The organism is Streptomyces sp. NPDC001828, assembly GCF_042892175.1.
Classification (GTDB): domain Bacteria; phylum Actinomycetota; class Actinomycetes; order Streptomycetales; family Streptomycetaceae; genus Streptomyces.
In genome coordinates this window covers 286,504-312,613 of record NZ_JBIATV010000001.1, presented here as the reverse complement: position 1 = coordinate 312,613, position 26,110 = coordinate 286,504, and the positions used below count along the sequence as shown (strand labels likewise).

The window sequence follows — 26,110 nt, the reverse complement described above, 5'->3', positions numbered from 1 at the left end:
GCCCTTCGGGCAGCTCCTCCGCCTGACGCGGCACCCGCACCTCACCAGCCCCCACTGGCCCCTCAAGCCGCGCGGGAGCGGCCGATCGGGAGCAGCATGACGGTGTTGGCCGCGCCAAAACCGCCCGGGAGCGCTCATGACGACAGGCTGGGACCAGAGGCCCACGACCGGTGCTGAACACGGTGAATGGCTGCCGGTGCTGGACATTCCCGCGCCGGGACGGCAAAGGCGCTGGACCGTACTGCTGCGGTGGCTGCTGCTGCTCCCCCAGTTCGTGGTGATCGTGCTCCTGGGCCTCGCGGCCTTCTTCGTCACGATCGCGGGCTGGTTCGCCGCCCTGTTCACGGGGCGTCTGCCCGACGGGATCTTCCGGTTCCTGAGTTCCGTACTCGCCTACTCGACCCGGGTCAACGCGAGTGCCATGCTCCTCGTCGACAGCTATCCGCCGTTCTCGTTCTCGGCGCCCCGATACCCCGTGAGGATCGAAGTCCGTCCCACCCCGCTCAACCGTGCAGCGGTGTTCTTCCGGCTGATCCTGATGATCCCGGCGATGATCGTCAGCAGCCTCCTCCAGAGCGGCTGGTACGCGATGTGCTGGGTGTTCTGGCTCATCACGCTCGTCCTGGGACGCCTGCCCGCCCCGCTGTACGCGGCGACCGCCGCCGTCACCCGCTACGCGATGCGGTTCAACGCCTACGCCTCCCTGCTCAGCCCCGCCTACCCCAAGCGCCTGTTCGGCGACGCTCCGGCGACGGCGGAGGACGTCCACTCCGGCACCCGGCCCCTCCTGCTCGACACGGCGGCCAAGGTTCTCGTGGTGCTCTTCCTCCTGCTCGGCCTGGCCGGCCACATCACCAATGCGACCGTTGAGAACGACACCGCCGACGACACAACCCGGACAGCACTGTCCGGAACCCTCCCCGCCCACTTCGAAGCGCCCGGCACCACATCCCTGGACCACCGCGCCCACCTCTGAGCACGGAACTGTGGTGTCCCACCACATGCGCGGTCTTGGCGTCGTTGAGCCCGCGCACGGCTGCCGGACGGCCCTCGCCTGTGCGGTTCGCGTCCCGGGCGATGCCGGCGGGCACCACGATGGCGCTCAGCCCACCAGCCCAGGAGCGGTTCCGGCAGGGGTCGTTGGTCCCCCCGCACGATGAGCAATCACCATGAAACGACGCGTGCTAGTTGAGACTGCGGACCGGCCGCAACAGCCGAGCACCTAGGCCCTGGGACGGCGGTCTCGCACAGCTCGGGCGTCTTCGTCGGCGAGGGGGGTCGCATCATCCGCGAAGCCCAGCCGGGGACGCCCGGTCGGGCCTTCGTTGTTTCCTCGCAAGCAGACTCGCGTGGTTCAGGAGGCCACGGCGGCGCAGGCGTCAGTCACCGTCGCGTAGAGCGCGAGTGCCGCGTCGGCGCCCGTCATCTCCAGGATGCGCAGGAGCTGGGGCTGCGCGCCGGCGATCCGCAGCGTGGTGGTGCGGTGGATGGTCAGGAGCAGGTTCAGGGTGGAGGAGTCCGCGAACGGCACGGCGGACGCGTCGAAGACAACGACCTGCCCGTTCCTCGCGGCCGCTTCCAGGGCTCGTTGCAGCGGAGGCAGGGTCTGGACATCCAGCTCCCCCGAGGCCGCCACCACCCAGCTGTCGTTGCACGCGTACTGCTGCACATGAAGGGCGGGGCCATGAGGGGGTTGGGGCATGCGGTGCTCTCCTGCTTGGTCCGGGGCCGGTCACCGCACATCCTCCCGCGCCCAACGAGCAGGAACCACCCCATCCCAGAAATCGTTGGCCAAGGCTTGAGGGTCATCCGGAGGCGGCGGCAGATCGAGGCCCCGTACTCCGCACCGCCAGGAGCTGGCCGGGCCCCTCCCCGAGCCACCGCCGGGCGGCCTCCGCACCCTCACCACCGCCGGGCGGCCTCCGCACCCTCACCGCCGCCGAACGGGCCGCGATCGACACCCGGGGGCGCAGGACCGGCCTTCGTCGGTTCTGAAGTCGGCTCTACGGGCCGGCGGGCATTTTGGCCCAGGAGTCAGATGCCGAAGGTTCCACCGGTCTGGAAGTTGCTGCCGATGCAGTCGGCGCTGCCGAGGATCGCAGAGCAGTTCAGAATGTTGTCGAGACCGATGCCCAAGAGACCTCCTCCGGGAGGCGGTTCGGCGGCGACGGACGGGGCGTTGACGTTCTGCGCGGCCGGGCGGGCTGCGGCCAGGGCGGCCGGCGCGGCGGCCAGGGCAGTGCCCAGTCCGGTGCATACGGCCAGCGCGATCGCGGCGGCTGAGGCGGTGGAGCGAAACATCCCGACTCCTTCGATTCGACAGCCGCCCTGTACGGCCGCCCGCTCAGCTCAGCACGGCCACCAGCTACCCGCAGCGCAGAGCCCCCCGAACAGGGCTGCCGAATCGTCCGGACGAGACCGACGCTCGGATACGTGGCCGGCTGCCTCTGATGGAGCCTTCCCGATGGAGGAGTCAAGCGGCGGAGCGCGTGGTGGGTCCACCCGTACAAAGGGCTGTGTGATGTCAGCGGCCGTAGAACACGCTGACGCTGTCGCCGTACCACTGGACGGCGGGGGCGGTCGAGGTGGGGACGGAGGCGGGGACGGGGCTGAAGCGGTTCCACGGCACGGTGGTTGAGGTGCCGCACTGCAGGTCCCGGCCGTTCTCGGCGCGGGCGACGCTGTACACCGTCTCTTTTCCGGTGTGGTAGACCAGGCCCGGCGCGGAGGTGATGGAGCCCGAGAGGCTGCCCCGGGCCATCCAACTGTCATAGGGCGGCATGAGGCTGGCGAACCGGACGGCCTGCTCGCCGTCGACGCGGTAGACGCAGCACAGGACGGTTCCCATGAGGACGAGTGCGGCGTCGCGGCCGCCGCCGCTTTGGGGGATTTCCAGCGGGGTGCTGAAGGTGCTGTTGGCGGGCGTGAAGGTCACGTGGTTGAGCGGGCCTCCGGGCTCGGTGGGGTAGACGCAGTGGAGGATCTTTCCCACGGCTGCCAGAGCGGGCGCTCCGGATTTGTTGGTCATCTTGTGTGCGGTCCTGAGCTCGCGCCAGGTCGTAGGCGAGGTGAAGGACAGCAGGTGGAAGTCTCCGTGTCGCTGGTAGGCGCAGTAGAGGTTGCCCATGGGGATGTTCGCCAGGGCCAGGTCGCTGTTGATGCCGTATCCCATGGAGGTGTAGGGGCTCCAGGTTTTGCCGTCGAACGTCCTGTACTGGAGCACGTCCTGGGTGTCGCGGTGGAAGAGGTAGAGCAGTGCGTTGAGGTAGCCGACGGCAGGATTGCCCAGGGGGATCTTGGAGCCGGGCAGCGCCGTGGCGGGGCTCCAGCCGTTGGTGGGGTGCCAGGTGCGGTGGTAGACACTGCGGTCCTCGAACGGGACAGGTGTGGTGCGGGCGGTGAGCTGGTAGTGACCCTCGTTGCTGGCGAAGTCCCAGACGAATGTCGTGTTGTCGATCCCGTCCGGCCCGACCTCGCCACCTTGGGCGTTGGTGAGGTGGCGGACGGCTTTGCGGGAGATGGCGATGCTGCGTTCGCCGACGAGGTCGTCGTCGTTGGAGAGCCAGCCCAGCAGCCAGGTAAGCAGCGCGGACACGACCGCGATGACGGCCGCCAGCGCCGCCTCGCTGGAGTCACCGTGCTGGATGATGCCGACGGCGGCGTCCGCGCACTTCTGGGAGATCTTCCACAGGTGCTTGCGCAGCTCGTCGAAGATGTCGCCGTTGTCCTCCTCCCAGCATTCGATGTTGATCAGGACGGATTCGCTGAGCCCGCCGGAGAACATCAGCGCGTCGCCGGGGAAGGTCCGTTCCTGGCCGGTCTTGAGGCTTGTGAAGACGGCCGAGCGGTAGGTGGTCTGTTCGCCGAGGTCGCTGCCTGCGCCGCTCACCCAGTAGATCTCGTCGTTGCTGGCCCACTGGTCGTTGGTGTCCCGCACGCACTTGAGCTTCATCGGCTTCAGCGCCAGCCCGATCATGCCGGACTGCGCGCTGGGCCCCTCCTCGGCCGGGCCGGTCAGGACGGTGACGGCGCTGCCGCCGTACTCCACCATCGCCGCGACGGCCGCCCCGCTGTCCACGGCCTGGCCCGGGGTGAGGGTGGAGACGTCGACGATGCTCACGTTCGGCTGTGCCAGGATCTGCCCGGCCAGTACCGGCAGGTCCTGGCGCAGGTCCTCGAAGGTGTACGGCGTTTCGACGAGCAGGCGGCTGATCTGCTCGGGGAACAGCGTGGCGGCGGTACGCGGTGATGCCTGGCGGTATGCCTGCCCGCACGCCGCGATCTCCTCCCCCACGAACGCCCGCATGACCTCCAGCAAGTCCTGCTCCAGGTCCGAGAGTTCCAGACCCTGCTCCAGCCGGGCCGCGGCGTGCAGGGCCGTCCCGGCCAGCACATTGGCGGGCCGGTTGCGCTCCATGCGGTTCGAGGACCGCGACACCTTCGGATCATCGCCGAGCGCGGCGCGCAGGCGAGCGAGACGCTCATCGGGAGTGGAGGCACGCTGGGCCATTGACGGCTCCTCGAATCAGATCGACCGGGCGCTGGAACGCACCCGCAGCCAACGTAGAAACACCCGCGCAACACCGGACCAGAACCGGACGAAACGGCCGGTTCACCCAGGGTTTCGCCCTGTATCCGGCCAGCCAATCGACTACGACCGCGGCAAAGGGCAGAGAGGGGCACGTGTGGTCGGCGCCCCGCGCGGCCCACCCATACGAACGACTCGGTCACCCCACCCCCAGGAACGCAAGGCCGCCTATCGGTGACAGTCACAACGGCCGTGTGACTGTCACCGATAGGCGGCCGGCAGTGGTCGCGCACCCACTGGTCACGGCTCGCCTGTCAGCAGTAGCTGGAGCCGTCAGAGGTAGTTGGCCAGCCCTGACCGCTCAGCCCCAGGTCGCATGATTGCCTGGCAGCGATGCACGGCCGTGTTGTCAGCGGTAGTTGGCCATCTGAACATCGAGCCCGATGTTCCACCGTCGTTGACAGAGGCCAGGAGCCCAAAGACCAGTTGGCGACCGTCGCTGGTGACATCGACACTCGACTGTCGTTCTGTATGCATGATGCGTACCCCTTTCGTAGCCTTCCTCTCCGTTGCGGCGGCGGTCGCGACAGTCGCTGGAGCGGCCTCCGCAGGTGCGACGACAGTGATCGGTTTCGGTAACGCTGCCCATGACAACGCGTGTGGCAACGCGGGCGGCAGCACTGCCGTCGGCCCGGTGGGGCAAGCCACGGGCGTTGCTTCCGGGCTTGTCGCGGACCTACCTACCAGCGGACCTGCGAACCAGTGCGGCAATCTCGGCCTGCCCACCGAAGCGGGAAGGCCGGCGAAGAAGCCGTCTGGCGGCTCCAACGTAGAGGACGTCAATCAGAACAACGCCGCCGGTGAGGGCAGCACGGACTCGCAGTACTGAGTGGTTTCGGCTTCTGACCAGCCGCGGACCGCGGGAAGCAGGGCAGAGCGGAAGGGTTGGTGATGTCGTGGTGATCGCGCCTACTCCGCCTCGGGATCTGCCTGGAGGCTTCGGTCGCTCCACCCCGCTATGCGAAGGTGCAGCCCGGGCCGGCGCACAGCCTGCGCCCTGGTGTGGGACACCCGTCGCCGTTCTGAGCCGGGCGACGAGTGCAATGCCCGAGACGGAACGTATGGCCGACTACCTGATCCCGGCGCCTACACCTCTTGTACGCGATAGCCGGACGGAGTTGGAGAGCGTCGGGCGGGGCGACATCCAGGAGGTCGCCGGGCATGGTGCGGAGTCGCGCCTATTCGGCTGGGGACCCCGGACTAGCGCCCCACTGCCAGAGCTGCGGCTGCGGCCGCGGCCGCGGCTGCTGAGCCGCCGTTGTTGGCGACGGCCGCGGCGGCTGCGGCAGCTGCGGCTTCGCCGCTGTTGCCCACGACGGTTGTGGCTGCGGAGCCGCCTCCGCCGACTGCTGAATCCTCCACGGGCAGGCCGAGGTTGCCGCACTGGTTGACGGGGCCGGAAGCGGGCATGGCGGCCGTCCAAGCGGTGAGAGTGCCGCTGCTGTGGGTGGTCGGGCTCCGGGCTTCTGTCTTGGCGGCCGTGTGGTTGGCGCAGGAGTTGTCGTGTGCGCTGTTTCCGAAACCGATGATGCTGGTGGCGTGAGCAGGCATTGAGACGCCCCCCAGGGCCGTAGTGAGCACGACCAGTGTCGCGATCTTGGTGCTGGTCCGGCTCGTAGCCGGGGCGGCGGTGGTGGACATCGGTTGCTCTCCGGTGATCGAGGAGGGGGACTGAAGAGCCAACGAAAGATGCGGGCACAGGATGCGCGCAGACCTCGACCACCAGAGGACGGCGGACGGACTCCTCATAGCTGTCCACCCGCTCTTCAACCGATGTGGAGGAGCTGACCTGCCAGATGCCCAGGACTCGCTCGCGGCCGGCGAAGGAGCCATCGCGGCAGAGGTCAGCACGCTGAGTGTCGTTGAGAGCTAGGTGACGTCATGGGGCCCACTAGACAGTAGGGCGGCTTTCCCGAGATCAAGACCGAGCCGACGTGTTCCCAACGCCGGTCAGTGGTGGAGCGGCGGCGAGGTCCGGCTGTGGTGACGTTTGCAGCCCTCCCGCACAGCCGGCGGTGTCGCTCTCCTCCACCGTGCGAGCTTCGGCCGCTATGCCAAGGAGATCGGCACCTCAATGCGATGGGAGCGCAGATCGCGATGGCCGAGGCGGGCATCGAGCCGTGCCGGGTGTGCCGGCCGCAGGACTGATACGGCAGCGGGTCGGCGACCGGGATACGAACGTGCAGGGTTGCGGCCGGCCGTTCGCGCACGAGCTGCGCACGATGGTGCCGGACCTGTCCTTGGACCTCGACCGGCCGGGAAATTCCGGAGCCGGGGACGGAGTTCGGCGCGGCGGTCCGCTCCCCGCCTTCCCGGCGAGAGGGCTCCGCCCCAGAAGTCCTGGCTGGGCCCGGCCGATCACCTGTGCCCCCACAGCGGCTGGGGGCGGGTGGCGGGTCAAGCAGTCTGGAGGGATGGTGTGGGCCGCAGGCATCGCAGCACTGCGCATCATCCGAGACACCGGACCGGCGCCGAGTGCAAGGCACTCAAGCGGGCTCAAGCGGGCCTCGATCGCTCTCCGCGGAATGCGGAGCACCAGCGGGCCTGGAACAACGCTGTATGCCTGCCCGGCCCACGCCGTGAAGCTCAGGGCAAGGCCGACCCCCGATGACGTAGTCAGCACCCGCTGGACGACCACGCCAACAGCGACTTGCCGCGTTCGGCCACAGTGCCGCACGGGGCTGCTCTGCCGGCAGCAACAACGGGCGACGACCTTCGAATCGACAGCGGCGAAGACCTCTTCCGTACACCCTTGTGGCACTCCTCGGCGAGATCTTCCTCGCACCTCGGCACTTGGCCGAGTCGGCCAGCGAGGCGGCGAAGACGGCCCGGAAGACAGACACGGCACAGCGAAGCTGCACCGACAGCTCCATTTGCGACCTCGATCAGGGCCGATCCCGAAGCCCCTGCGCCAGCAGCATGGTGGGTGCGCGCACTCCACGGCCCTGAACTATGGTGTCCCACCACATACGCCTCTGACCTGCGCGTTCCTACGGTGTGGCGACACGTAGTCGTCCCCGTCGAACACCGGGAAGTGGTGCCGATGTCCTCCCCCGCAACCGTTGCCCCGCCCCCCGCCAACCTCCCCCGTATCGTCGCCGCCAGCCTCATCGGGACCACCATCGAGTGGTACGACTTCTTCCTGTACGGGTCTGCCGCGGCGCTCGTCTTCAACAAGCTGTTCTTCCCGGAGTCCGCGCCGCTCGTCGGCACGCTGCTCTCCTTCCTCACCTACGCCGTCGGGTTCGCGGCGCGGCCGCTCGGGGCGCTGGTGTTCGGGCACTTCGGGGATCGGCTCGGGCGCAAGAAGCTGCTGGTGGTGAGCCTGCTCATGATGGGCGGGGCCACCTTCGGCATCGGGCTGCTGCCCACCCACGCCACCGTGGGCGCGGCGGCGCCCGTCCTGCTCACCGCACTGCGCCTCGTACAGGGCTTCGCGCTCGGCGGCGAGTGGGGCGGGGCCGTGCTGCTCGTGTCAGAGCACGGGGACGCCCGGCGGCGCGGCTTCTGGTCCTCGTGGCCCCAAACCGGCGCCCCCGCCGGGCAGTTGCTGGCCGCCGGGGTCCTGTCCGCGCTGACCGCGCTGCTCAGCGACGCCGCGTTCACGGCATGGGGCTGGCGCATACCGTTCCTGCTGTCGGGTGTGCTGGTCCTCGTCGGCCTGTGGATCCGGCTGTCCGTCGATGAATCGCCCGTGTTCAAGGCGGCGTTGGCACGCGCGGAGGCCCGCGAGGCGGACAGCGCGACCGAGAAACCGCCGCTGGTGGCCGTCCTGCGCGACCACTGGCGCGACGTGCTGGTCGCCATGGGCGCCCGGATGGCGGAGAACATCAGCTACTACGTCATCACCGCCTTCATCCTGGTGTACGCGACCACCTCCGCCGGGATGGCCAAGCAGACCGCGCTGAACTCCGTACTCATCGCGTCCGCCGTGCACTTCGTGGTGATCCCGGCGTGGGGCGCGCTCTCGGACCGGATCGGGCGCAGGCCCGTGTATCTGATCGGCGCCCTCGGCGTAGGCGCCTGGATGTTCCCGTTCTTCGCGCTGATCGACACCGGCCGGTTCGGCAATCTGGTCGTCGCCGTCACCGTCGGCCTGGTCTTCCACGGGGCGATGTACGCGCCGCAGGCGGCGTTCTTCTCGGAGATGTTCGCGACCCGGATGCGTTATTCGGGCGCCTCCATCGGGGCGCAGTTCTCGTCCGTCGCGGCCGGTGCGCCCGCGCCGCTCATCGCGACGGCGCTGCTCTCCGACTACGGCACGGCCACGCCGATCGCCCTCTACGTCATCGCGGCCGTGCTGCTCACCGTCGTTGCCATCGGGTGTGCGAAGGAGACGCGCGAGCGCGATCTGGAGCATGTGGAGGGCGGCACGGCGAGTGGTGCCGGGGCGAGGACCACCGTGGCGCGCGGGACCGACGCGGCCGCCGAGCGGCCTGACGCCCGGACCGCCTGACGCCCCGGGGCGGACTTGGCGCCTCGTTGCCGCGTGATGCCCCAGGTGACGCACGGTGCCTGAACTACCTTGGCTGTCAACGGTGTTGGGGTGGGGCTGCTGTGTGGTGGCGCCCCACCCTTCAGGGCGTCATGGCCGGCGCGGCCACATGGAGGCGCAGCGCCAGCTGGATCTCCAGGGCTCGGGCCGGGCACTGCCAGTCGGGGCCGAGGAGACGGCCGATCCGCTCGATGCGCTGGGCCACGGTGTTCACATGGACGTGCAGATGCTCCTTGGTGCGGGCGGGACTCATGCCGTTCGCGAAGTACGCGTCGAGGGTCCGGACCAGGTCGGTGCCGCGTTTCCTGTCGTAGGCCACCACCGCGCCGATCGTGCGCTCGACGAACCCCATGATGTCCCGGGTGTCCGCGAGCAGCAGCCCGAGGAAGCCCAGGTCCTGGGCGGCGGCGCCCTCCCCTGCGCGGCCGAGCAGCCGCAGCGCCTCCAGGCAGCGGCGGGCCTCGGCGTAGGCGCCGGCGATCGCGGGAGGGGTCACGGCCGGCGCCGCCACCGCGCCCGAGGCCCCGACCGTGACCGGCTCGTGCAGGGCCGTGCTCAGCTGCTTCGCGATCCCCCGGGCCACCTCGGCCGGGGTGTCGCCCGGGCCGAGCGGAAGCAGCAGCACCGTACCGCCGTCGCGGGTGGAGGCGAGGCCGTGCCGGGTGGCGGCCAGGTAGGCGGCGGCCGAGCCGATGCGCCGGCGATCCGCGGTGCGGCGGGCGGCGCTGCCCGCGTCGAGGCCGTCGATGCGGGCGGCCAGCACCACGTGCGGGGCGTCGAGGTCGGCCCGGAGGCGGGCGGCGCGCTCGCGCAGCAGGCGGGGGTCGCGGCCGGGTGCGTCCAGGAGGTCGTCCAACAGCTCGCCCCGCACCCGCTGTTCGGCCTCGCCCGCCGAGCGCCGGGCGAGCAGGAGCAGAGAGGTGACCATGGCGGCCCGCTCCAGGGTGCGCCGGTCGACGGGGTCGAGGGCGGGCTGGCCGTGCAGGACGAGCGCACCCAGGAGTTCACCCCCGGCCGAGACCCCGGCGAGCCAGTCCTCGCCGTGGCGCAGGGCATGCCCGTCGCTGCCGCTGAGGCGGAGCACCGCGGCCTGCGCCGAGTCGGCGTCGGCGAACTCGACCGTACCGGCGAGGACTTCGGATACCGCGTCGGCCACCTCGCGCACGCCGCCGCCGCGCAGGACCAGCTCGGTGAGCCGGTCGTGGACCTCGGACGCCCGTTCCAGGACCGCGCTGTGGTCCCGGATGGTCGCGTTGGCCTTCTCCAACTCGGCCAGCGCGGACCGGGTTTCGGCCAGCAGGTTGGCGGTGTCGATGGCGACGGCGGCGTGCGCGGCGAGGGAGCCGAGGAGGGCGATCTCCTCGCGGGCGAAGACCCGGGGGTGGCGGTCGGCCGCGAAGAGCACCCCGATGACGGTGCTGCCGAGCATCAGCGGCACCCCGAGAATCGCGACGAGCCCCTCGTCGCGTACGCCGGAGTCGATGGTGCTGGTGTGCTGGAAGCGTTCGTCGTCGAAGTAGCTGGCGGTGACGTACGGCCGGGCGGTCTGGGCCACGAGCCCGCCGAGCCCCTCGCCCATGCCGAGCCGCAGCTGCTGGAAGCGGGCGGCCACCGACCCTTCGGTGACCCGCATGTAAGTGTCGCCCGCCGTCGGGTCGTTGAGGCTGAGGTAGGCGACCTCGGTGCCGAGCAGCGAGCGGGCACGCTGCACGATGGCGCGCAGCACGGCGTCCAGATCGCGCAGGCCCGCGAGGTCGTGGGCGGTCTCGAAGAGGGCGGACAGTTCCGCCTCGCGGCGTCTGCGCCCTTCGAGGTCGGCCCGTACGCGCAGGGCGAGTTGCTTCGCCGCGTCCAGGCGGGCGAGCGCCTCGGGCCGCGCTCCGTCGGCGCGGGCCAGGAGCGCCGGGCGGTCGTACGCCTCGGCCGGCGCGCCACGGGCGAGGAGGGCCAGATAGGGGGCTTCCGGATGGTCGCTGAGCTGCGGGTGATCGTGGGACATGGTCACAGGGATACCTGCCGGACGGGCGGCCTCGCCAGGCCTGTGGACAACTCTTGAGGGGTGCAGAACAAGCGGGAGATCGGCGCGGTGACCGCTTCAGTGGGCCGTCCAGCCGCCGTCGAGCGCGAGCGAGGTTCCGGTGATGAAGGACGCCTGCGGGGTGCAGAGATAGGCGACCGCCTCGGCGACCTCGTGCGGCTCGACGAGCCGCTTGAGTGCCGCGTCCTTGAGGAGGATCTCGGCGAGGACCCGGTCTTCGGGGATGCCGTGCACAGCCGCCTGGTCCGCTATCTGCCGTTCCACCAGTGGTGTGCGCACATATCCGGGGTTGACGCAGTTCGATGTGACCCCGTGCGGGGCGCCTTCCAGGGCCGCGGTCTTGGAGAGGCCTTCCAGACCATGTTTGGCGGCCACATAGGCCGACTTGAAGGCCGAGGCCCGCAGCCCGTGCACCGACGACAGGTTGACGATGCGGCCCCACCCCTGCCCGTACATGTGCGGGAGGGCGCCCCTGATCAGCCGGAACGGGGCTTCGAGCATCACGGTGAGGACGGTGTGGAAGGCCTCGGGCGGGAACTCCTCGATGGGGCGCACCAGTTGGAGCCCGGCGTTGTTCACCAGGATGTCCGCTCCGGCGGCGGCCCGTTCGGCGGCGTCCAGCTCGGTCAGGTCGAGGACGACGGTCTCGACCGTGCCGCTGAGTCCGCCTGCGCGCAGGGCGAGCCGCTTGAGGCCCGTCGCGTCCCGGTCCACGGCCCTGACCTTGGCTCCCGCCGCGGCGAGCCGGAGCGCGCAGGCGCGGCCGATGCCGCCCGCCGCGCCGGTGACCAGCGCGGTGCGGCCGGTCAGATCGACGGTGACGGAGTGCGGGAGGGGCGCGGGGGCCACGGGCGCGGTCATGCTCCCGACCCTAGGCAGGGTGCCCCTTACCGACCCATGTGGTCAGCGCACATACTTCAGACCCCAGTGCTGGGTTGGAACCATGTGGGGCCGTCCGACTGGGCCTGCTTGATGCGGAAAAGGCCGAAGTCGCTGAGCTGCGGCAGGGCCTCCATGGCGAACCAGCCCACCTCCAGGGACTCGTCGTCGTTCACGCGCGCCTCCCCGCCGGTGGCGCGGCAGCGGAAGGTGATGTCCATGAACTGGCACACATCACCGTTGGGGTAGGTGATCGGGGTGCGCGCGGCCTCCACCAGGACGACCCGCTCGGCGACACAGCGCACGCCGGTCTCCTCGTACACCTCGCGGACGGCGGTGTGGGCGGGCTCCTCCCCCGGCTCCGGAATGCCGCCGATCGTCGACCACTGGCCGTTGTCCGCGCGGCGGCCGAGCAGGACCCGTCCGTCGTCGTCGAAGACGATCGCGCTCACGCCCGGCAGCAGAAGCAGCTGATGGCCGGCGAGGGCCCGGATGTCTCGGATGAAGTCAGGAGTTGCCATGCCCCGACCCTAACGGCCGCCCGGAACCGGCCGGTCAGGCCCGGGTGGCGCGACGGCCGCGCACGGTGCGGGCGACCGCCCAGGCCAGGCCCGCGGCGGCGGCCGCGACGAGCGCCCACTCGGGCAGCGTGCCCAGCTTGGTCGCGGGCGTCTGCGAGGAGCGCAGCGGCACCTTGACGTCGAGCGAGGCGGGCGTGAACATCGCGGTCTTCCGCACGACCTTGCCGTCGGGCATGATCACCGCGCTGACGCCGCTGGTGACCGGGACGGTGACGGTCCTGCTGTGCTCGACCGCCCGCACCCGGGACATGGCGAGCTGCTGGTAGGTCATCTCGCTGCGGTCGAAGGTGGCGTTGTTGCTCGGCACCGAGATCAGCTGGGCGCCCGCGGTGACGGTGTCGCGCACCGCCCAGTCGAAGGCGGCCTCGTAGCAGGTGGCGATGCCGACCTTGGTGCCGGCCATGGTGAACACGCCCGGCTTGGTGCCCCGGTTGAAGTCCTCGCGGACCATGGAGGTGTAGCCGGGGGCGAAGGTGCCGATGAGGCCGCGCAGCGGGATGTACTCGCCGAACGGCTGGATCTGCCGCTTGTCGTACGTCGCGACGGGACCCAGCTTCGGATCCCACTGCACCTGCTCGTTGTAGAGCTTGGTGCCGTAGCCGCCGACGACCGCGCCGACCGAGATGGGGGCGCCGATCGTCTTGGCGGCCTGGTCGATGATGGCGCGCGCGTCGTCGTCGACGAAGGGGTCGACGTCGGAGGAGTTCTCCGGCCACAGGACGAAGTCGGGCCGCGGTTCCTTGCCGGCCTTGACCCGGTCGGCCAGCCGCAGGGTCTCGCGCACGTGGTAGTCGAGCACGGCCCGGCGCTGGGAGTTGAAGTCGAGGCCGAGCCGGGGCACGTTGCCCTGGATCACGGCGACGGTCGCGGTGCCGTCCTCGGCGGAGTCGCTGACCAGGCCGCGGGCCGCGAAGGACGCCGCGACCGGCACGACGACCGTGAGCAGCGCGGCCGCCGCGGCGCCCTTGCGGACGCTGTTGGCGCTCCGCAGCCGCAGCGCCTGCCGCAGGCATTCGTACAGGCCGAAGCCGCACAGCACCACGGCGAAGCCCAGGACGGGCGTGCCGCCCAGGGCGGCCAGCGGCAGGAAGGTTCCGTCGGCCTGGCCGAAGGCGACCTTGCCCCAGGGGAAGCCGCCGAACGGCGCCCGGGCGCGGGCCGCCTCGGCGGCGATCCACAGGGCGGCGGACCACACCGGCCACAGCGGAAGCCTGGAGACGGCGGCCATGCCCGCTCCGGCGGCCCCGATGAACAGCGCCTCGATGGCGGCGAGCCCCAGCCAGGGGCCGGGGCCGACCTCCACTCCGGTCCATACGAGGAGCGGGAGCAGGAAGCCGAGGCCGAACAGGTAGCCGAGGCCGAGGCCGGCCTTCCAGCTCCGGCCGCGCAGCACCCAGCCGAGGACGGCGAACGCGACGAGCGCCAGCCACCACAGGGGTCGCGGCGGGAAGCTCAGATACAGGAGCACTCCACCCAGCGCCGCCACGGCGGGCCGGACGAGACGCTGCGGCAGCGCCCGCAGCCGCGCGGGCGCGGAGGGCTGCGGTCCGAGCTGTTCGGGCTCGGTGGTGGGGGTTTCGGTGGTGCTCACCCGGCGGAGTCTACGGCGGGTCCCTGTGTTCGGGGGAGTCCGGTCTTCCGGCCCCCGCAGACCAGGGGCCCGGTTGTCAGGCCCCTGCGGGCTTCGCGGTGCCGAGCAGCCGCAGCCGGTCGCGGATGACCCGGACGGCGGCTTCCGCGTCGTCGACGGTCACGGTGAAGACGCGTCCGTCGCCCAGCTTGAGCGCCACGCCCTCACCCCGGCGTACGACGACGGCGGTGCCGATCTCGGGCCGCCAGCGATAGCCCCAGCCGCCCCACTGGCGCGGGGTGACCCGGGGTACGAAATCCGCTCCGACCACCAGGTCGAGGGGGATGGTGCGGCGCGGCAGCCCGATGTGGCCGCAGCGCACTTCCAGGCAGTCGCCGTCCACCTTGACCGCCACGTGGACGAACGCGAGGGTCCCGAACAGAACGAGGACTCCGGCCGCCAGGCAGCCGACGACGGACATCAGCAGCGGCAGGATGCCCGAGGTCCAGGTCGAGTCGACGGCCAGCTCGACGCCGAGCGCGATGCAGGCCGCGCCGCCGGCCGCGAGGAGCCACTGGACACGGTTGGTCGCCCGGCCGGTCCAGACCTCTGGCAGCTGCTCTGCGGCGCTGGAGCCGAGGTGGGGCTCGGGGGGCGTGGGGTACTCCGGGGACGGTTCCCTCATGCTTAGCAGCCTACTCAGGTTCCGCCGTTACGGCACCGCTCCGCTGTCAGTGAGCGGGACTGACCGCCTGGAGCAGGCGCCCCTCGGGGTAGGCGAGAGCCTCCTCGGGCAGGGCGCCGGTGCGCCCGCTGAGCAGCACGGTCAGGCCCCCGACCTGGGCCGCGTCCGGTGCGGGGGCGATCCCGGCACGGCGCAGGCCCTGGGCGGCCACCGGTTCGGCGCTGCCGAAGAAGGTGAGGTCTCCCCCGTCGGGACGCAGGGCCGTACGGATGCGCTCGGCGACCAGCTCGTAATGGGTGCAGCCCAGGACGACGGTGCTTACCTCGGGCGGCGTGAGGGCGGCGGCGATCGCGACGGCCCGGTCGATGGCGGCGTCGTCGGCGTGCTCCACGGCCTCGGCGAGGCCGGGGCAGGGCACCTCCGTGACGGGGACGCCGTCGGCGAACTCGCGGATCAGGCCGCGCTGGTACGGGCTGCCGGTGGTGGCGGGGGTCGCCCAGATGGCGAACGGCTCCCGGCGGACCGCGGCCGGCTTGATCGCGGGCACGGTACCGATCACCGGGATCCCGGGTTCCAGGGCGGCGCGGATCGCGGGCAGGGCGTGCACGGACGCGGTGTTGCAGGCAATGATCAGGGCGTCCGGATTCAGGGCCGCCGCCGCCTCGGCCACGGCGAGGGCACGCTCCGTGACGCTCTCCGGGGTCCGCGGGCCCCAGGGCATGCCGTCCGGGTCGGACGAGATCACGAGTTCGGCGTCGGGCCGTAGCCGGCGTACGGCGGCGGCCGCGGCGAGCAGGCCGATTCCGGAGTCCATGAGCGCGATCTTCACCCGGTCACCATAGTCGAAGGCCCCGGCGAAACCGCCCGAGGTCCCGTGCGGAGCACGGGTTGTGGGGCAGACTGCGGCGGATGAGCGCCCTTGTGTGGATCGCCCTGCTGTCCCTGGTCGTCTGGCTCTGGCTGCTGCTCGGCCAGGGCTTCTTCTGGCGCACCGACCAGCGGCTGCCGCCGCGCGCGGACCTTACTGATTGGCCGGATGTCGCGGTCGTGGTGCCGGCCCGCGACGAGGCGGAGGTGCTGCCGCTGAGCCTTCCGTCGCTGCTCGCGCAGGACTATCCGGGCCGCGCGGAGGTCTTCCTGGTGGACGACGGCAGCTCGGACGGCACCGGCGAGCTCGCCCGGTCCCTCGCCGAGGAGCACGCCGGTCTGCCGCTGACCGTGGTCACGCCGGGTGAGCCGGAGCCCGGCTGGACCGGGAAGCTGTGGGCGCTGCGGCAGGGCATGGCCCTGGCGCGGGCGGGTGAGCCGGAGTACCTGCTGCTCACCGATGCCGACATCGCACACCGGCCGGACAGCCTGCGCGAGCTGGTCGCCGCGGCGCGCGGCGGCGGCTTCGACCTGGTGTCGCAGATGGCCCGGCTGCGGGTGGCGAGCGGCTGGGAGCGGCTGATCGTCCCGGCGTTCGTGTACTTCTTCGCCCAGCTGTATCCGTTCCGCTGGATCAACGCCCGCAGGCCGCGCGCCACGGCCGCGGCCGGCGGCTGCGTCCTGCTGCGCACGGAGACCGCCGAGCGGGCGCGGATCCCGCATGCGGTGCACCAGGCGGTGATCGACGACGTGTCCGTGGCGCGGGCGGTGCGGCGGGCCGGCGGGCGGGTCTGGCTGGGCCTCGCGGACCGGGTGGACAGCGTGCGCCCCTATCCGGGGCTCCCGGACCTGTGGCGGATGGTCTCGCGCAGCGCGTACGCGCAGCTGCGGCACAACCCGCTGGTGCTGCTCGGCACGGTCGCGGGCCTGGCGCTGGTCTATCTGGCGCCGCCGCTCACCTTCGCCGCGGGCCTGGCGAGCGGAGTCGCGGGGGCGGCGTGGGCGGGCGGGCTGGCCTGGCTGGTGATGACCGGCACGTATCTGCCGATGCTGCGCTACTACCGTCAGCCGCTCGCGCTCGCGCCCACGCTGCCGTTCACGGCGCTGCTGTACCTGCTGATGACGGTCGACTCGGCGGTGCGGCACTATCGCGGCCGGGGCGCGGCCTGGAAGGGGCGTACCTACGCCCGCCCCGAGGCCGCGCCCGAACGGCGCTGAGCGGCGTCACTTGCGGCCGGGCGTCCAGTTCATGCCCCAGCCGTAGGTCTGGTCTATGGTCCGCTGCGGGCTGACGCCGCGCGCGGGCACCAGATAGCGGGCCTCGCGCTGGACGACCAGGTCGCCGCCGTTGTTGGTGATCAGGGCGAGCGCGCAGACCGTGGAGGGGACGGTGCACTCGTCGAGGAAGAACTCGATGGGCGCCCCGAACTGCGGCTGGAGCGTCACCGTGGCGTGCAGGTCGGCGAAGCTGCGGGCGCCTTCGTAGATGGTGACGAAGATCAGCAGCCGGCGGAACTTGTCCTTCTGGTCGAGGTTGACGGTGAGGTTCTCGCCCGATTCGACGGCGCCGGTGCGGTCGTCGCCGTCGAGGTGGATGTACGGCGGCTGATGGAGCGCGCCGAAGGCGTTGCCGAGGGCCTGCACCACGCCCTTGCGTCCGTCGGCGAGTTCGTACAGGGCGCACAGGTCGAGGTCGAGGTCGGAGTGGTTGGCGGCCGCGCGCCCCAACTTGGCTCCCCAGCCGCTGAATTGCTTACGGCTCTGCCAGTTGAGGTTGACCCGCATCGCGCCCGAGGTGCCGCCCTGCTTGGCCAGCGAGACCCTGGGCGCTTCCTTGGTGAGGGTCACTTTGGACAGGCGCACCGGCGCCGGCGGGGCCGTGGGCGGCACCGGGACCTGGACGGTCGGCGGCTGGACCGAGGGAGTGAAGGGTGCGGGGGGTGGTGTGTACGGGGACTGGGGGGCGGCTGGGCGAGATGGTGTGTAGGGGGCTTGGGCGGCGGGCGGCTGGGGCTTGTCGACGCTGATGCCGAAGTCCGTTGCCAGGCCTTCGAGTCCGCTGTCGTAGCCCTGGCCGACCGCGCGGAACTTCCAGGCGCCCTGGCGGCGGTAGAGCTCGCCGAGGATGAAGGCGGTCTCGACGGTGGCGTCCTGGCTGTCGAAGCGGGCCAGCTCCGCGCCGCCCGCCGCGTCCAGGACGCGGATGCCGAGCCCTGGGACCCGGCCGAAGGTGCCGCCGTCGGCGGAGGCCGCGAGCACCACGCGCTCTACCGCGGGCTCGACCCGCGACAGGTCGACGTAGAGGGTGTCCGTCACCGCGTCGGGCCCGGACCGCTTGCCTTCGTGGCGTACGGCCCCGGAGGAGTGGGCGGGCTGGTTGTAGAAGACGAAGTCGGCGTCGGAGCGGACCCGGCCGCCGGTCAGGAGCAGCGCCGAGGCGTCGACGTCGGGAACGCCGGGGCCGGTCCGCCAGGCCAGTTCGATGCGCACCGAGTGTGCGGACACCGGGACATTGGCTCCTTTAAGCATCGACATGCTCTCCCCCATCGCTCCTCGCGGCGCCCACGGATCTCTGCACGCCAACCTAACGCCCGATCGGCCACGGGGCACCTACCCCGGCCGGGGGCGCGGGCCGCGAAGGCCCCCCGTTTCGCGAGAGCTCAGCCATACCAGGTCGGCGAGGTGCTGGGCGAGTGGGTGCGAGTTGTCGACCAGGTGCTGGAGCGGGGCTGGGTGGCACGGCCGGACCCGCCTCCGTGATGCACAACAGGTGCTGCCCGACGGTCAGTTCGAGGCCCGACCAAGAGCCTGTCTGTTGCCGGTATCCGCTCACCGGACCGGGCTGCCGTGCGGTTTCGACCACCGGGCACTGTACGCATCCCCGAACGGCGAACATCCGCCCGGCGGACACCTTGGCGCGATCTCGCGCCCCCCTGCCCGCCCTTCGACGCGTCCGCTTCGACGGTCCCGGGCCCGCACGCCCGGTGAGGCCCGGTGAGGCCCGGACGAAGGATCGGGGGCCGGACCGGGTCCCCTCGCCCTTCGCTCAAATCCCGCTCAAATCGGCCGGCACGACATGACACACTCCGAACCCGACGATTGAAGACCCCGTCGGCCACCGTTCATGATCGGCACAGCGGGGCCGGCGGTCATCCCCCGTCCGCCGGCCCGGCCCACTCGGCAGACCCCGTCGTTGACGCCGTTCTTACGGCCGTTTCGGCAGGTCAGAGTGGTTAAACCAGCGCAAATGGGATGACCCCGAGATTGGGGCTCCCCAACGGCCACATCGTGGGCTTAACTTATGTGCCATGACCTCCCCCCGCTCCACCTATGGCGGCGGTTACTACTCCGCGCCGTTCTTCCCGGACACCCCCATCTACGACTCCCTCGTCGCAGAACGGGGTACGCCTCAGATCGCCCCGATCCGAGTGCCCTCCCTCTATGACACCGGCAGCAACTACCTGCCGGCGCTGCCGTCGGCGCTGCCCGCGCTGCCGGCCGCCCCCTCGCAGCAGAGCCCGTCCTACGCCTCGTCGTACGGATACCAGCAGCCGGCGCCGCAGCCCGTACCGCTGCAGCACGCGCCCGCCCCGTACATCCCTCAGCAGCCCTCGGCCCCGCGCGGCTACCAGGGTCAGCAGGCGATGCCGCAGCGTCCGGTCGGCACCGGGTACGAGGCCATGCGGCCCGCCGCGCCGCGGCCGGCGCCCACGCAGTACGAGGACCCGTACAACCGGCCCTATCAGGGCACCGGGTACTGACCGAGGGCGGGACCGGCCGTCCGGGCATCTGTCCGGGACGGCTGGGAGAATGTGTTCATGAACAACGGACTTGATGCTGTCGTCCACGGGATCCGCATCCATCCCGTCAAGTCGGTCGGGGGACACGAGGCAGCGCAAGCGGTGGTCGAGCCATGGGGTCTCGCCGGGGACCGCCGCTGGATGCTGGTGGACACGGACGGCACGGCCGTGACGCAACGCGAGCGCCCGCGCCTCGCTCTGAGCAGTGCCGCCACACTGCCCGGCGGCGGCGTACGCCTGTCCGCGCCCGGGCGCGCCGACCTGGTGGTCGAGCCGCCGGAGCCGCTGGCCACCACGGGCGTCATGCTGTTCGGCACCAAGTTCGAGGCGGTGGCCGCCGCCGACGCGGCCCACGCGTGGTTCAGCGACTATCTGGGCGCCGAGGTCCGGCTCACGCACCTCGACGACCCGGCGAGCCGAAGAACGATCAACCCGAAGTACGCGCCGAACGGCGAGACGGTCAGCTTCGCCGACGGCTTCCCGCTCCAGATCGCCACGAACGCGTCGCTCGCCGCCCTCAACTCGCTGATCGCCCAGGGCGACCGGCCCGACGAGGGCCCGCTGCCGATGAACCGGTTCCGGCCGAACGTGGTGCTCGAGGGGACCGATGCGTGGGCGGAGGACACCTGGTCGCGGATCTCGATCGGCGAGGTCTCCTTCCGGCTCGCGAAGCCCTGCGGCCGCTGTGTCATCACCACCACCGATCAGGCCACCGCCGAACGCGGCAAGGAGCCGCTGCGCACGCTGGCCCGGCACCGCAGGATCGGCAGCGCGCTGGCGTTCGGCGTCCTGGTGATCCCGGAGAACACCGGCACCCTGCGCGTCGGTGACGCGATGAAGGTCCTCGCCTGACCGAGGGTTCCCGCATAGCTCTGCGCCACGCGGGAACTCCTGTGGGTAGCGGATGCGTTGAGCAGTCGAGCCGGGTGGACGGGTCCCTGTTCGCGTCACCCGCGCGCAAGCCGCCCCACCCCGGGGGCGGCCCGGAGGCGGAAGGGGGTGCGTGGCCCGTGCGAGCGATGTCGGGAGTGTGGCGTTGGCGGCACAATCCGCTGCGCCGCCGGACGGACCGTGCGGAGGCCTGGCTGGCGCTCGTGACGCTGGTGGTCATGGTGCTGGCCGTGCCGTTGGTGGGGGCGCTGTGCGGCACGCGCACCGACGCGTCGCTGCGCCAGGCGGTCGCCGAGCAGCGCCTGCACCGGCATGTGACCGCGGCCGTCGTGGTGGCCCGGGCCGAGCGGCAGACGGCGACCTCGCAGCCGGACGGCTCGACGGGCCGCGTCACCCGCACCAAAGTGATAGCCAACTGGACGGCGCACGACGGCAGTTCACACACCGGCACGATCGGAACGCCGTTGAACGCGCCCGCGCCCGGCGCCACCTTCCAGCTGTGGACGGACGACCACGGCGGCCCGGTGCCCCGGCCGATGACGACGGGCGCGGCGGCGACGCACGCGGTGTTCTCGGGGATCTGCGCGGCCGCGGCGGCCGCCGGACTCATCGAGGGCATACGGCGGTTGATCGTATGGCGCCTGATACGCCGGCGGTATGAGCGCCTGGACCGGGCGTGGGCCCGATACGGTCCGGACTGGGGCCGGACCGGCGCGGGCAGCTGACCGGTCAACTCACCGGGCCCGCGCGCGCTACGGTGGACCATCAGCCGCACATGCGAGGTCACGGTCGAGGTGTGTGCGAGGTCGCACACACGAGGTGGGGGCACGGCAGCACGATGGCTCAGGGCACGGTCCAGGTGACGCACACGGGCACGTCGAGGTGGCGCCGCCGCACGGGTGAGTACGCCTCCTTGGCCGCGGCCCTGGAGGCCGCGGGCGACGGCGACGTCCTGACCATCGCCCCGGGCACCTATCGGGAGAACCTGGTGCTGCGCCGCTCGGTGACCCTGCGCGGCCCCGAGGGCGCCGTCGGCTCGGTCCGGATCGCCCCCGTCGACGGGGTGGCGCTGACCGTGCGGGCCTCGGCGACCGTGCGGGACCTGTATCTGGAGGGCCAGGACGCGGCGGCGCCCGCACTGCTCGTGGAGGACGGCGCGCCCGAGCTCGTCGATCTGCGGGTGGTGACCCGCTCCGCGGTCGGCATCGAGGTGCGCGGCGGGGCGCGGCCCACGGTGCGGCGCTGCACGGTGGACAACCCGGGCGGGGTCGGCATCGGCGTCTTCGACGGCGCGGGCGGCGTGTTCGAGGAGTGCGAGGTCGTCGCGGCCGGGCAGTCCGGCGTCTCGGTGCACAGCGCGGGCCACCCCCGGCTCGAACGCTGCCGGGTGCACCACTCCAGCGGTGCCGGGCTTGCCGTCAGCGGCGAGGGCAGCGGTCTGGAGGCGCTCGGCTGCGAGGTGTACGAGGTCAAGGGCGCCGGGGTGCAGATCGCCTCGCGCGCCGCGGCCCACCTCACCGACTGCACGGTGCACCGCACCTCGGCCGACGGCATCACCCTGGACACGGACGCGGTGCTCACGCTGGCGGACTGCGACATCCACGACATCCCGGAGAACGCGGTCGACCTGCGCTCGCGTTCGGTGCTCACGCTGACCCGCACCAAGGTCCGCCGCTTCGGACGCAACGGCCTGTCGGTGTGGGACCCGGGCACCCGGGTCGACGCCAACCAGTGCGAGATCCACGACAGTACGGGCGACTACCCGGCGGTCTGGGTCAGCGACGGGGCGACCGCGGTCCTGGAGGGCTGCCGCGTCCATGACGTACCCGACGCGATCTTCGTGCTCGACCGGGGCTCGCGCGCCGACGTCGTGGACAGCGACCTCACCCAGGTGCGCAACACCGCCGTGTCGGTGAGCGACGGCGCGACCGCGCAGCTCGACGACTGCCGGATCAGGGAGGCCGCCACCGGCGCCTGGTTCCGCGACCACGGCAGCGGCGGCACGCTCGCCGGCTGCACCATCGACGGCGCCCAGACCGGCGTCATCGTGACCAAGGGCGCCGACCCGCGCATCGAGCGCGTCACGGTCACCTCGCCGGCCGAGGCCGGTTTCTACGTGTCCGCCGAGGGCCGCGGCACCTTCCACGCCTGCCGGGTGACCGGCAGCGGCGGCTTCGGCTTCCACGTCATCGACGGCTGCCGCACGACGCTGACGCGCTGCCGCACCGAGCGCTGTGCGCGCCGGGGCTACGAGTTCTCCGAGGACGGCGCGGTGGTCGAGGACTGCACCAGCGACGAGAGCGGTGCCACGGCGGGCGCCCCCGAGCCGCCCGCCGTGCAGAGCGCGACGCAGACCATGGGCCTGCTGTCCGCCGTGCCCGACCAGCGGGCCGTCGAGTCCGCGCCACCGCAGGCGGCCGAGCCCGCGCGCAGCTCCGGCGCGGTCCTCGGGGAACTGGACACGCTGGTGGGCCTGGAGAGCGTCAAGCGCGAGGTGCGGGCGCTCACCGACATGATCGAGGTCGGCCGCAAGCGGCAGCAGGCCGGCCTCAAGGCCGCCTCGGTCCGCCGGCATCTCGTCTTCACCGGCTCCCCCGGCACCGGCAAGACCACGGTGGCGCGCCTGTACGGGGAGATCCTGGCCTCCCTCGGCGTGCTGGAGCGCGGTCATCTGGTGGAGGTGTCCCGCGTCGATCTGGTGGGCGAGCACATCGGCTCGACCGCGATCCGCACGCAGGAGGCCTTCGACCGGGCGCGCGGCGGTGTGCTGTTCATCGACGAGGCGTACGCGCTCTCCCCCGAGGACTCGGGGCGTGACTTCGGCCGGGAGGCCATCGACACGCTGGTGAAGCTGATGGAGGACCACCGGGAGGCGGTCGTGGTCATCGTCGCCGGGTACACGGCGGAGATGGAGCGCTTCCTGAGCGTCAACCCCGGTGTGGCGTCCCGTTTCTCACGGACCATCAGGTTTCCGGACTACTCCGCCGACGAACTGCTGCGCATCGTGGAGCAGCAGGCCGACGAGCACGAGTACCGGCTCGGTACGGGTACCTCGGAGAGCCTGTTGAAGTACTTCACGGTGCTGCCCAGGGGCGCGGCCTTCGGCAACGGGCGGACCGCGCGCCAGACGTTCGAGTCGATGGTGGAGCGCCACGCGGGCCGGGTCGCCCAGCTGGCCGACGCCAGCACCGACGATCTGACCCTGCTCTATCCGGACGATCTGCCCGAACTGCCCTGATCGGCGCGCTGGTTGGGCACCCCGTGCGCCAACTCGGCGAGGAGCAGCGTGCGTTCGTGGGCGAAGGCCGGGTCGGCCTGGTAGTCGGAGTGGCCCAGGATGGGTGCGGGCAGCGGGTGCAGGTCGGTCCGGCCGTAGGCGACCGGGTCGAGCAGCGGGCCCCTGTCGACGTCGCCGCTCACGCGGACGGGGCCTCCGATGGGGTCGGTGGCCCGCCACAGGTTCCGCCAGCAGTGCACCTCCTGGTGCAGCGCTTCGAGCGGGGCGGGGCCGAAGTACGCGGGGAACCAGCGTCCGTACAGCCGCTCCACGGGGCAGCCGTAGGTGAGCAGGGCGACTCGGCGCCGGGTGCCGGGAGGCAGTTGCCAGACCGCGGCCGCGGCGAGCACGCTGCCCTGCGAGTGGCCGGAGATCACCAGGCGGCCGCCGGTGCGCCCGGTCCAGGTGTTCATCCGCCAGGCGAGGTCGGGCACGGCACGTTCGGCATAGCACGGGGGCGCGAAGGGGTGGGCCGCGCGCGGCCAGAAGGTGCCGACGTCCCACAGGATGCCGACGGTGCGGCGGGCCGCGGCGTCCTTGTAGGCGCGCCGCCCCCACGTGACGAAGAGCAGGAAGCCGAACCCGGTGCACCAGGAGCCGAGCGACTGGGCGGCGTCGGCGCCGAAGGCGACCGGGGCGGGGGCGTCGTCGGCCGCCCGGGCCGGCACCTGGCCGGCCCACCAGGCACCCGCAAGGGCCGCGGCGCCGAGCAGCAGCGAGGCCCCGGAGACGATGCCGAGGAAAAGGGGGGCCCGGTCGGTGAGCCGGGCCATGGCGCGGGCGGCGGCGATGCGGCGGGTGCGGCCGCTGTCGGGCCGCTCGGTGGGATAGTCCGCGATGACGCGGGGCGCGTCGGCGCGGGCGGTGCGCCAGGTGCGTACGGCGAAGTACAGCACGACGGGGATCAGCAGGGCGATCAGGGCGGGGATCACCGAGGCCTGCCAAGTCAGCAGCGGGGGCGGCCCGTTGGGGGCGGGGCCGGTCATGCCGGGGGTGGCGCCGTGGTCCACCCAGTCGGCGACGCGCTGGGCGACGCCGCCGGTCATCACGCCGCCGAGCGCGCAGGCGAGCATGGCCACGGCGGGGCCGCCGAGTCCCCGCAGGGCGGTGCGCTCGCCGGGTGCCCGGCGGCGCAGGTGCCGGGCCACGGCGGCGAGCGCCACCACGAGCATCCCTTGGGCGAAGGCGAGGAACCCGAAGGCGCGGTCGCCCGGCAGGGTGCCGGCCGAGGCCCAGTCGGCGCGGTCCCAGGCCGCGTAGAGGACGGCGAGGGCGAGGAGGGCGAGCGTGGAGACGGGCAGCCAGGCGGTGACGGCCTTGTCGAGGCGCTCGTCGAGATGGGTCTCGGTCCGTCCGCGTCGGCACACCACCCACACCACGACCACCCCCGCGACGGCGAGGGCCGACTCGATGAGGAGGCCGAGCGTCGCGAAGACGGCGCTGGTGGAGGCGCGGTCGTAGCGGGCGGCGGCGGCCGTGACGGCGGCGGCGGTGGTCAGGAATCCGGCGGCGGTGTGGGTCGCGCGCAGCCGGGCCACCAGCCGCCTGCCGTACCAGAATCCGGGCCTGCTGAAGGCGGGCCGTGTCGCCTCGGTGGAGTCGCCGGCGGGGTCGGCGTTGAGCGGCTGCTGCGATTCGTACGCGCTCCAGGTGCGGTTGGAGAGGTACCAGAGCAGCACGGTCAGGGCGGTGGGCGCGAGCGCGGCGAGGGCGAGCCGGCGCCCCGGCTGGGCCCACCAGCCGTGGTGGGCCACCGAGGTGAAGCCCAGCCAGTACCAGGAGCGCGAGCAGGCGGCCGAGCCCGCGCACTGCCAGGCGGTGAGGTCGAGCGCGACCTCGCAGGCCGCGGCGACGAGCAGCACGGTGAGGCTGAGCGCGAGCAGCCGCACGAGCACCCCGTACAGCCGGATCGCCCAGCGCGGCTCCTTGGCCGGCGGGCGCATCCAGTGCGCGAGGTTGATCACCATGAAGGGCAGCAGGAGCAGCCACAGGGCGCGGGCGCTGTTGCCGGAGGTGAGGTTGCACCAGACGTACGCCTCGGGCACCGGGCGGTCGCGGTAGCGCTCGGGGTGCGCCTCGGCGTCGACGTCCTCGGCGCACCGGTAGATCGCGGCGGTGTCGTCGCCGGTGACGCGCACGGTGCGCGGGTCGCCGAGCATCGCCTGCGGTGTGGTGCCGCCGACACCGTGGACCAGCAGTTCGAGGGCCGGTCCTGCGGTTTCGGCGACGCTGTCGGCCGGAGCGGCGGCTGGGGCACGGGACACTTCTGCGGCTCGCTCTCGTGACGGCGGGATCGGCGGCGCGGGTGGCACGGAACATCAGGATCCCGGATCGGGACGCCCTGGTGCGGTGCTCTCACGGAATCTCCCCGTGACAGGATGGGTGTTCGCAGGCCGGGGGTGCGGTTGTGCCCGGCGAGGTGTTCGACGATGTGGAAGG

The 26,110-nt window shown here is 71.9% G+C and carries 19 protein-coding genes; 7 read left to right on the top strand and 12 right to left on the bottom strand.

Annotated elements, in window-relative coordinates; translation table 11 throughout:
* Nucleotides 1-136 precede the first annotated feature (136 nt).
* Nucleotides 137-976, top strand: coding sequence for a DUF4389 domain-containing protein (locus tag ACFYZA_RS01505; protein WP_388486193.1), 840 nt, complete (start codon nucleotides 137-139; stop codon nucleotides 974-976).
* A 378-nt stretch (nucleotides 977-1,354) separates the two neighbouring features.
* Here ACFYZA_RS01505 and ACFYZA_RS01500 read toward each other — a convergent pair whose 3' ends face one another.
* The 4 genes from ACFYZA_RS01500 to ACFYZA_RS01485 form a co-directional block, all read right to left on the bottom strand.
* Nucleotides 1,355-1,702 (bottom strand): STAS domain-containing protein, encoded by a 348-nt coding sequence (locus tag ACFYZA_RS01500; protein ID WP_382587696.1) that lies wholly within the window; start codon nucleotides 1,700-1,702, stop codon nucleotides 1,355-1,357.
* A 332-nt stretch (nucleotides 1,703-2,034) separates the two neighbouring features.
* Nucleotides 2,035-2,301 (bottom strand): hypothetical protein, encoded by a 267-nt coding sequence (locus ACFYZA_RS01495; protein ID WP_382587698.1) that lies wholly within the window; start codon nucleotides 2,299-2,301, stop codon nucleotides 2,035-2,037.
* Nucleotides 2,302-2,524: 223 nt separating this feature from the next.
* The gene (locus tag ACFYZA_RS01490) at nucleotides 2,525-4,510 is read right to left on the bottom strand and encodes a hypothetical protein (RefSeq protein WP_388486190.1); all 1,986 of its coding nucleotides are present in this window, start codon (nucleotides 4,508-4,510) and stop codon (nucleotides 2,525-2,527) included.
* A 1,278-nt stretch (nucleotides 4,511-5,788) separates the two neighbouring features.
* A complete protein-coding gene (locus ACFYZA_RS01485) occupies nucleotides 5,789-6,229 on the bottom strand; it encodes a hypothetical protein (RefSeq protein ID WP_388486187.1) in 441 nt (146 codons plus the stop codon).
* A gap of 1,402 nt (nucleotides 6,230-7,631) precedes the next feature.
* On the opposite strand from ACFYZA_RS01485, the gene ACFYZA_RS01480 reads away from it, so the two are divergent.
* Nucleotides 7,632-9,044, top strand: a complete 1,413-nt coding sequence (locus tag ACFYZA_RS01480) for an MFS transporter (RefSeq protein WP_388486184.1) — start codon at nucleotides 7,632-7,634, stop codon at nucleotides 9,042-9,044.
* A gap of 121 nt (nucleotides 9,045-9,165) precedes the next feature.
* Here the strand turns inward: ACFYZA_RS01480 and ACFYZA_RS01475 are convergent, their stop codons facing one another.
* The 6 genes from ACFYZA_RS01475 to ACFYZA_RS01450 form a co-directional block, all read right to left on the bottom strand.
* Entirely contained in the window at nucleotides 9,166-11,082 is a 1,917-nt protein-coding gene (locus ACFYZA_RS01475; RefSeq protein WP_388486181.1) for a helix-turn-helix domain-containing protein, read from the bottom strand.
* Nucleotides 11,083-11,178: 96 nt separating this feature from the next.
* Complete coding sequence (locus ACFYZA_RS01470) at nucleotides 11,179-11,982, bottom strand: 3-hydroxybutyrate dehydrogenase (RefSeq protein ID WP_382587710.1); 804 nt, start codon at nucleotides 11,980-11,982, stop codon at nucleotides 11,179-11,181.
* Between the two features lie 56 nt (nucleotides 11,983-12,038).
* Complete coding sequence (locus ACFYZA_RS01465; protein WP_382587712.1) at nucleotides 12,039-12,521, bottom strand: NUDIX domain-containing protein; 483 nt, start codon at nucleotides 12,519-12,521, stop codon at nucleotides 12,039-12,041.
* 34 nt (nucleotides 12,522-12,555) lie between these two features.
* Nucleotides 12,556-14,172 (bottom strand): apolipoprotein N-acyltransferase, encoded by a 1,617-nt coding sequence (gene lnt, locus ACFYZA_RS01460; protein WP_388486178.1) that lies wholly within the window; start codon nucleotides 14,170-14,172, stop codon nucleotides 12,556-12,558.
* Nucleotides 14,173-14,248: 76 nt separating this feature from the next.
* A complete protein-coding gene (locus ACFYZA_RS01455) occupies nucleotides 14,249-14,836 on the bottom strand; it encodes a hypothetical protein (RefSeq protein WP_382587716.1) in 588 nt (195 codons plus the stop codon).
* A gap of 46 nt (nucleotides 14,837-14,882) precedes the next feature.
* Nucleotides 14,883-15,665, bottom strand: coding sequence for a glutamate racemase (locus ACFYZA_RS01450; RefSeq protein ID WP_388486176.1), 783 nt, complete (start codon nucleotides 15,663-15,665; stop codon nucleotides 14,883-14,885).
* Between the two features lie 80 nt (nucleotides 15,666-15,745).
* On the opposite strand from ACFYZA_RS01450, the gene ACFYZA_RS01445 reads away from it, so the two are divergent.
* Nucleotides 15,746-16,921: a glycosyltransferase gene (locus ACFYZA_RS01445; protein ID WP_388486173.1), complete on the top strand. Its 1,176-nt coding sequence runs from the start codon at nucleotides 15,746-15,748 to the stop codon at nucleotides 16,919-16,921.
* A gap of 6 nt (nucleotides 16,922-16,927) precedes the next feature.
* Here ACFYZA_RS01445 and ACFYZA_RS01440 read toward each other — a convergent pair whose 3' ends face one another.
* Nucleotides 16,928-18,250 carry a TerD family protein gene (locus ACFYZA_RS01440; protein WP_382587722.1) on the bottom strand — a complete coding sequence of 441 codons (1,323 nt, stop codon included), beginning with the start codon at nucleotides 18,248-18,250 and terminating at the stop codon, nucleotides 16,928-16,930.
* Nucleotides 18,251-19,011: 761 nt separating this feature from the next.
* On the opposite strand from ACFYZA_RS01440, the gene ACFYZA_RS01435 reads away from it, so the two are divergent.
* The 4 genes from ACFYZA_RS01435 to ACFYZA_RS01420 all read left to right on the top strand — a co-directional run bounded on the left by ACFYZA_RS01435 (nucleotide 19,012) and on the right by ACFYZA_RS01420 (nucleotide 23,632).
* A complete protein-coding gene (locus tag ACFYZA_RS01435) occupies nucleotides 19,012-19,464 on the top strand; it encodes a DUF6643 family protein (RefSeq protein WP_388486171.1) in 453 nt (150 codons plus the stop codon).
* 57 nt (nucleotides 19,465-19,521) lie between these two features.
* On the top strand, nucleotides 19,522-20,355 hold the full coding sequence (locus ACFYZA_RS01430; protein ID WP_388486170.1) for an MOSC domain-containing protein: 834 nt from the start codon (nucleotides 19,522-19,524) through the stop codon (nucleotides 20,353-20,355).
* A 167-nt stretch (nucleotides 20,356-20,522) separates the two neighbouring features.
* Nucleotides 20,523-21,119 (top strand): hypothetical protein, encoded by a 597-nt coding sequence (locus ACFYZA_RS01425; RefSeq protein ID WP_388487943.1) that lies wholly within the window; start codon nucleotides 20,523-20,525, stop codon nucleotides 21,117-21,119.
* 113 nt (nucleotides 21,120-21,232) lie between these two features.
* On the top strand, nucleotides 21,233-23,632 hold the full coding sequence (locus ACFYZA_RS01420) for a right-handed parallel beta-helix repeat-containing protein (RefSeq protein WP_388486168.1): 2,400 nt from the start codon (nucleotides 21,233-21,235) through the stop codon (nucleotides 23,630-23,632).
* Here the strand turns inward: ACFYZA_RS01420 and ACFYZA_RS01415 are convergent.
* On the bottom strand, nucleotides 23,602-25,935 hold the full coding sequence (locus ACFYZA_RS01415) for a hypothetical protein (protein WP_388486165.1): 2,334 nt from the start codon (nucleotides 25,933-25,935) through the stop codon (nucleotides 23,602-23,604). The two genes, ACFYZA_RS01420 and ACFYZA_RS01415, sit on opposite strands and share 31 nt — an antisense overlap.
* Nucleotides 25,936-26,110: the final 175 nt, after the last annotated feature.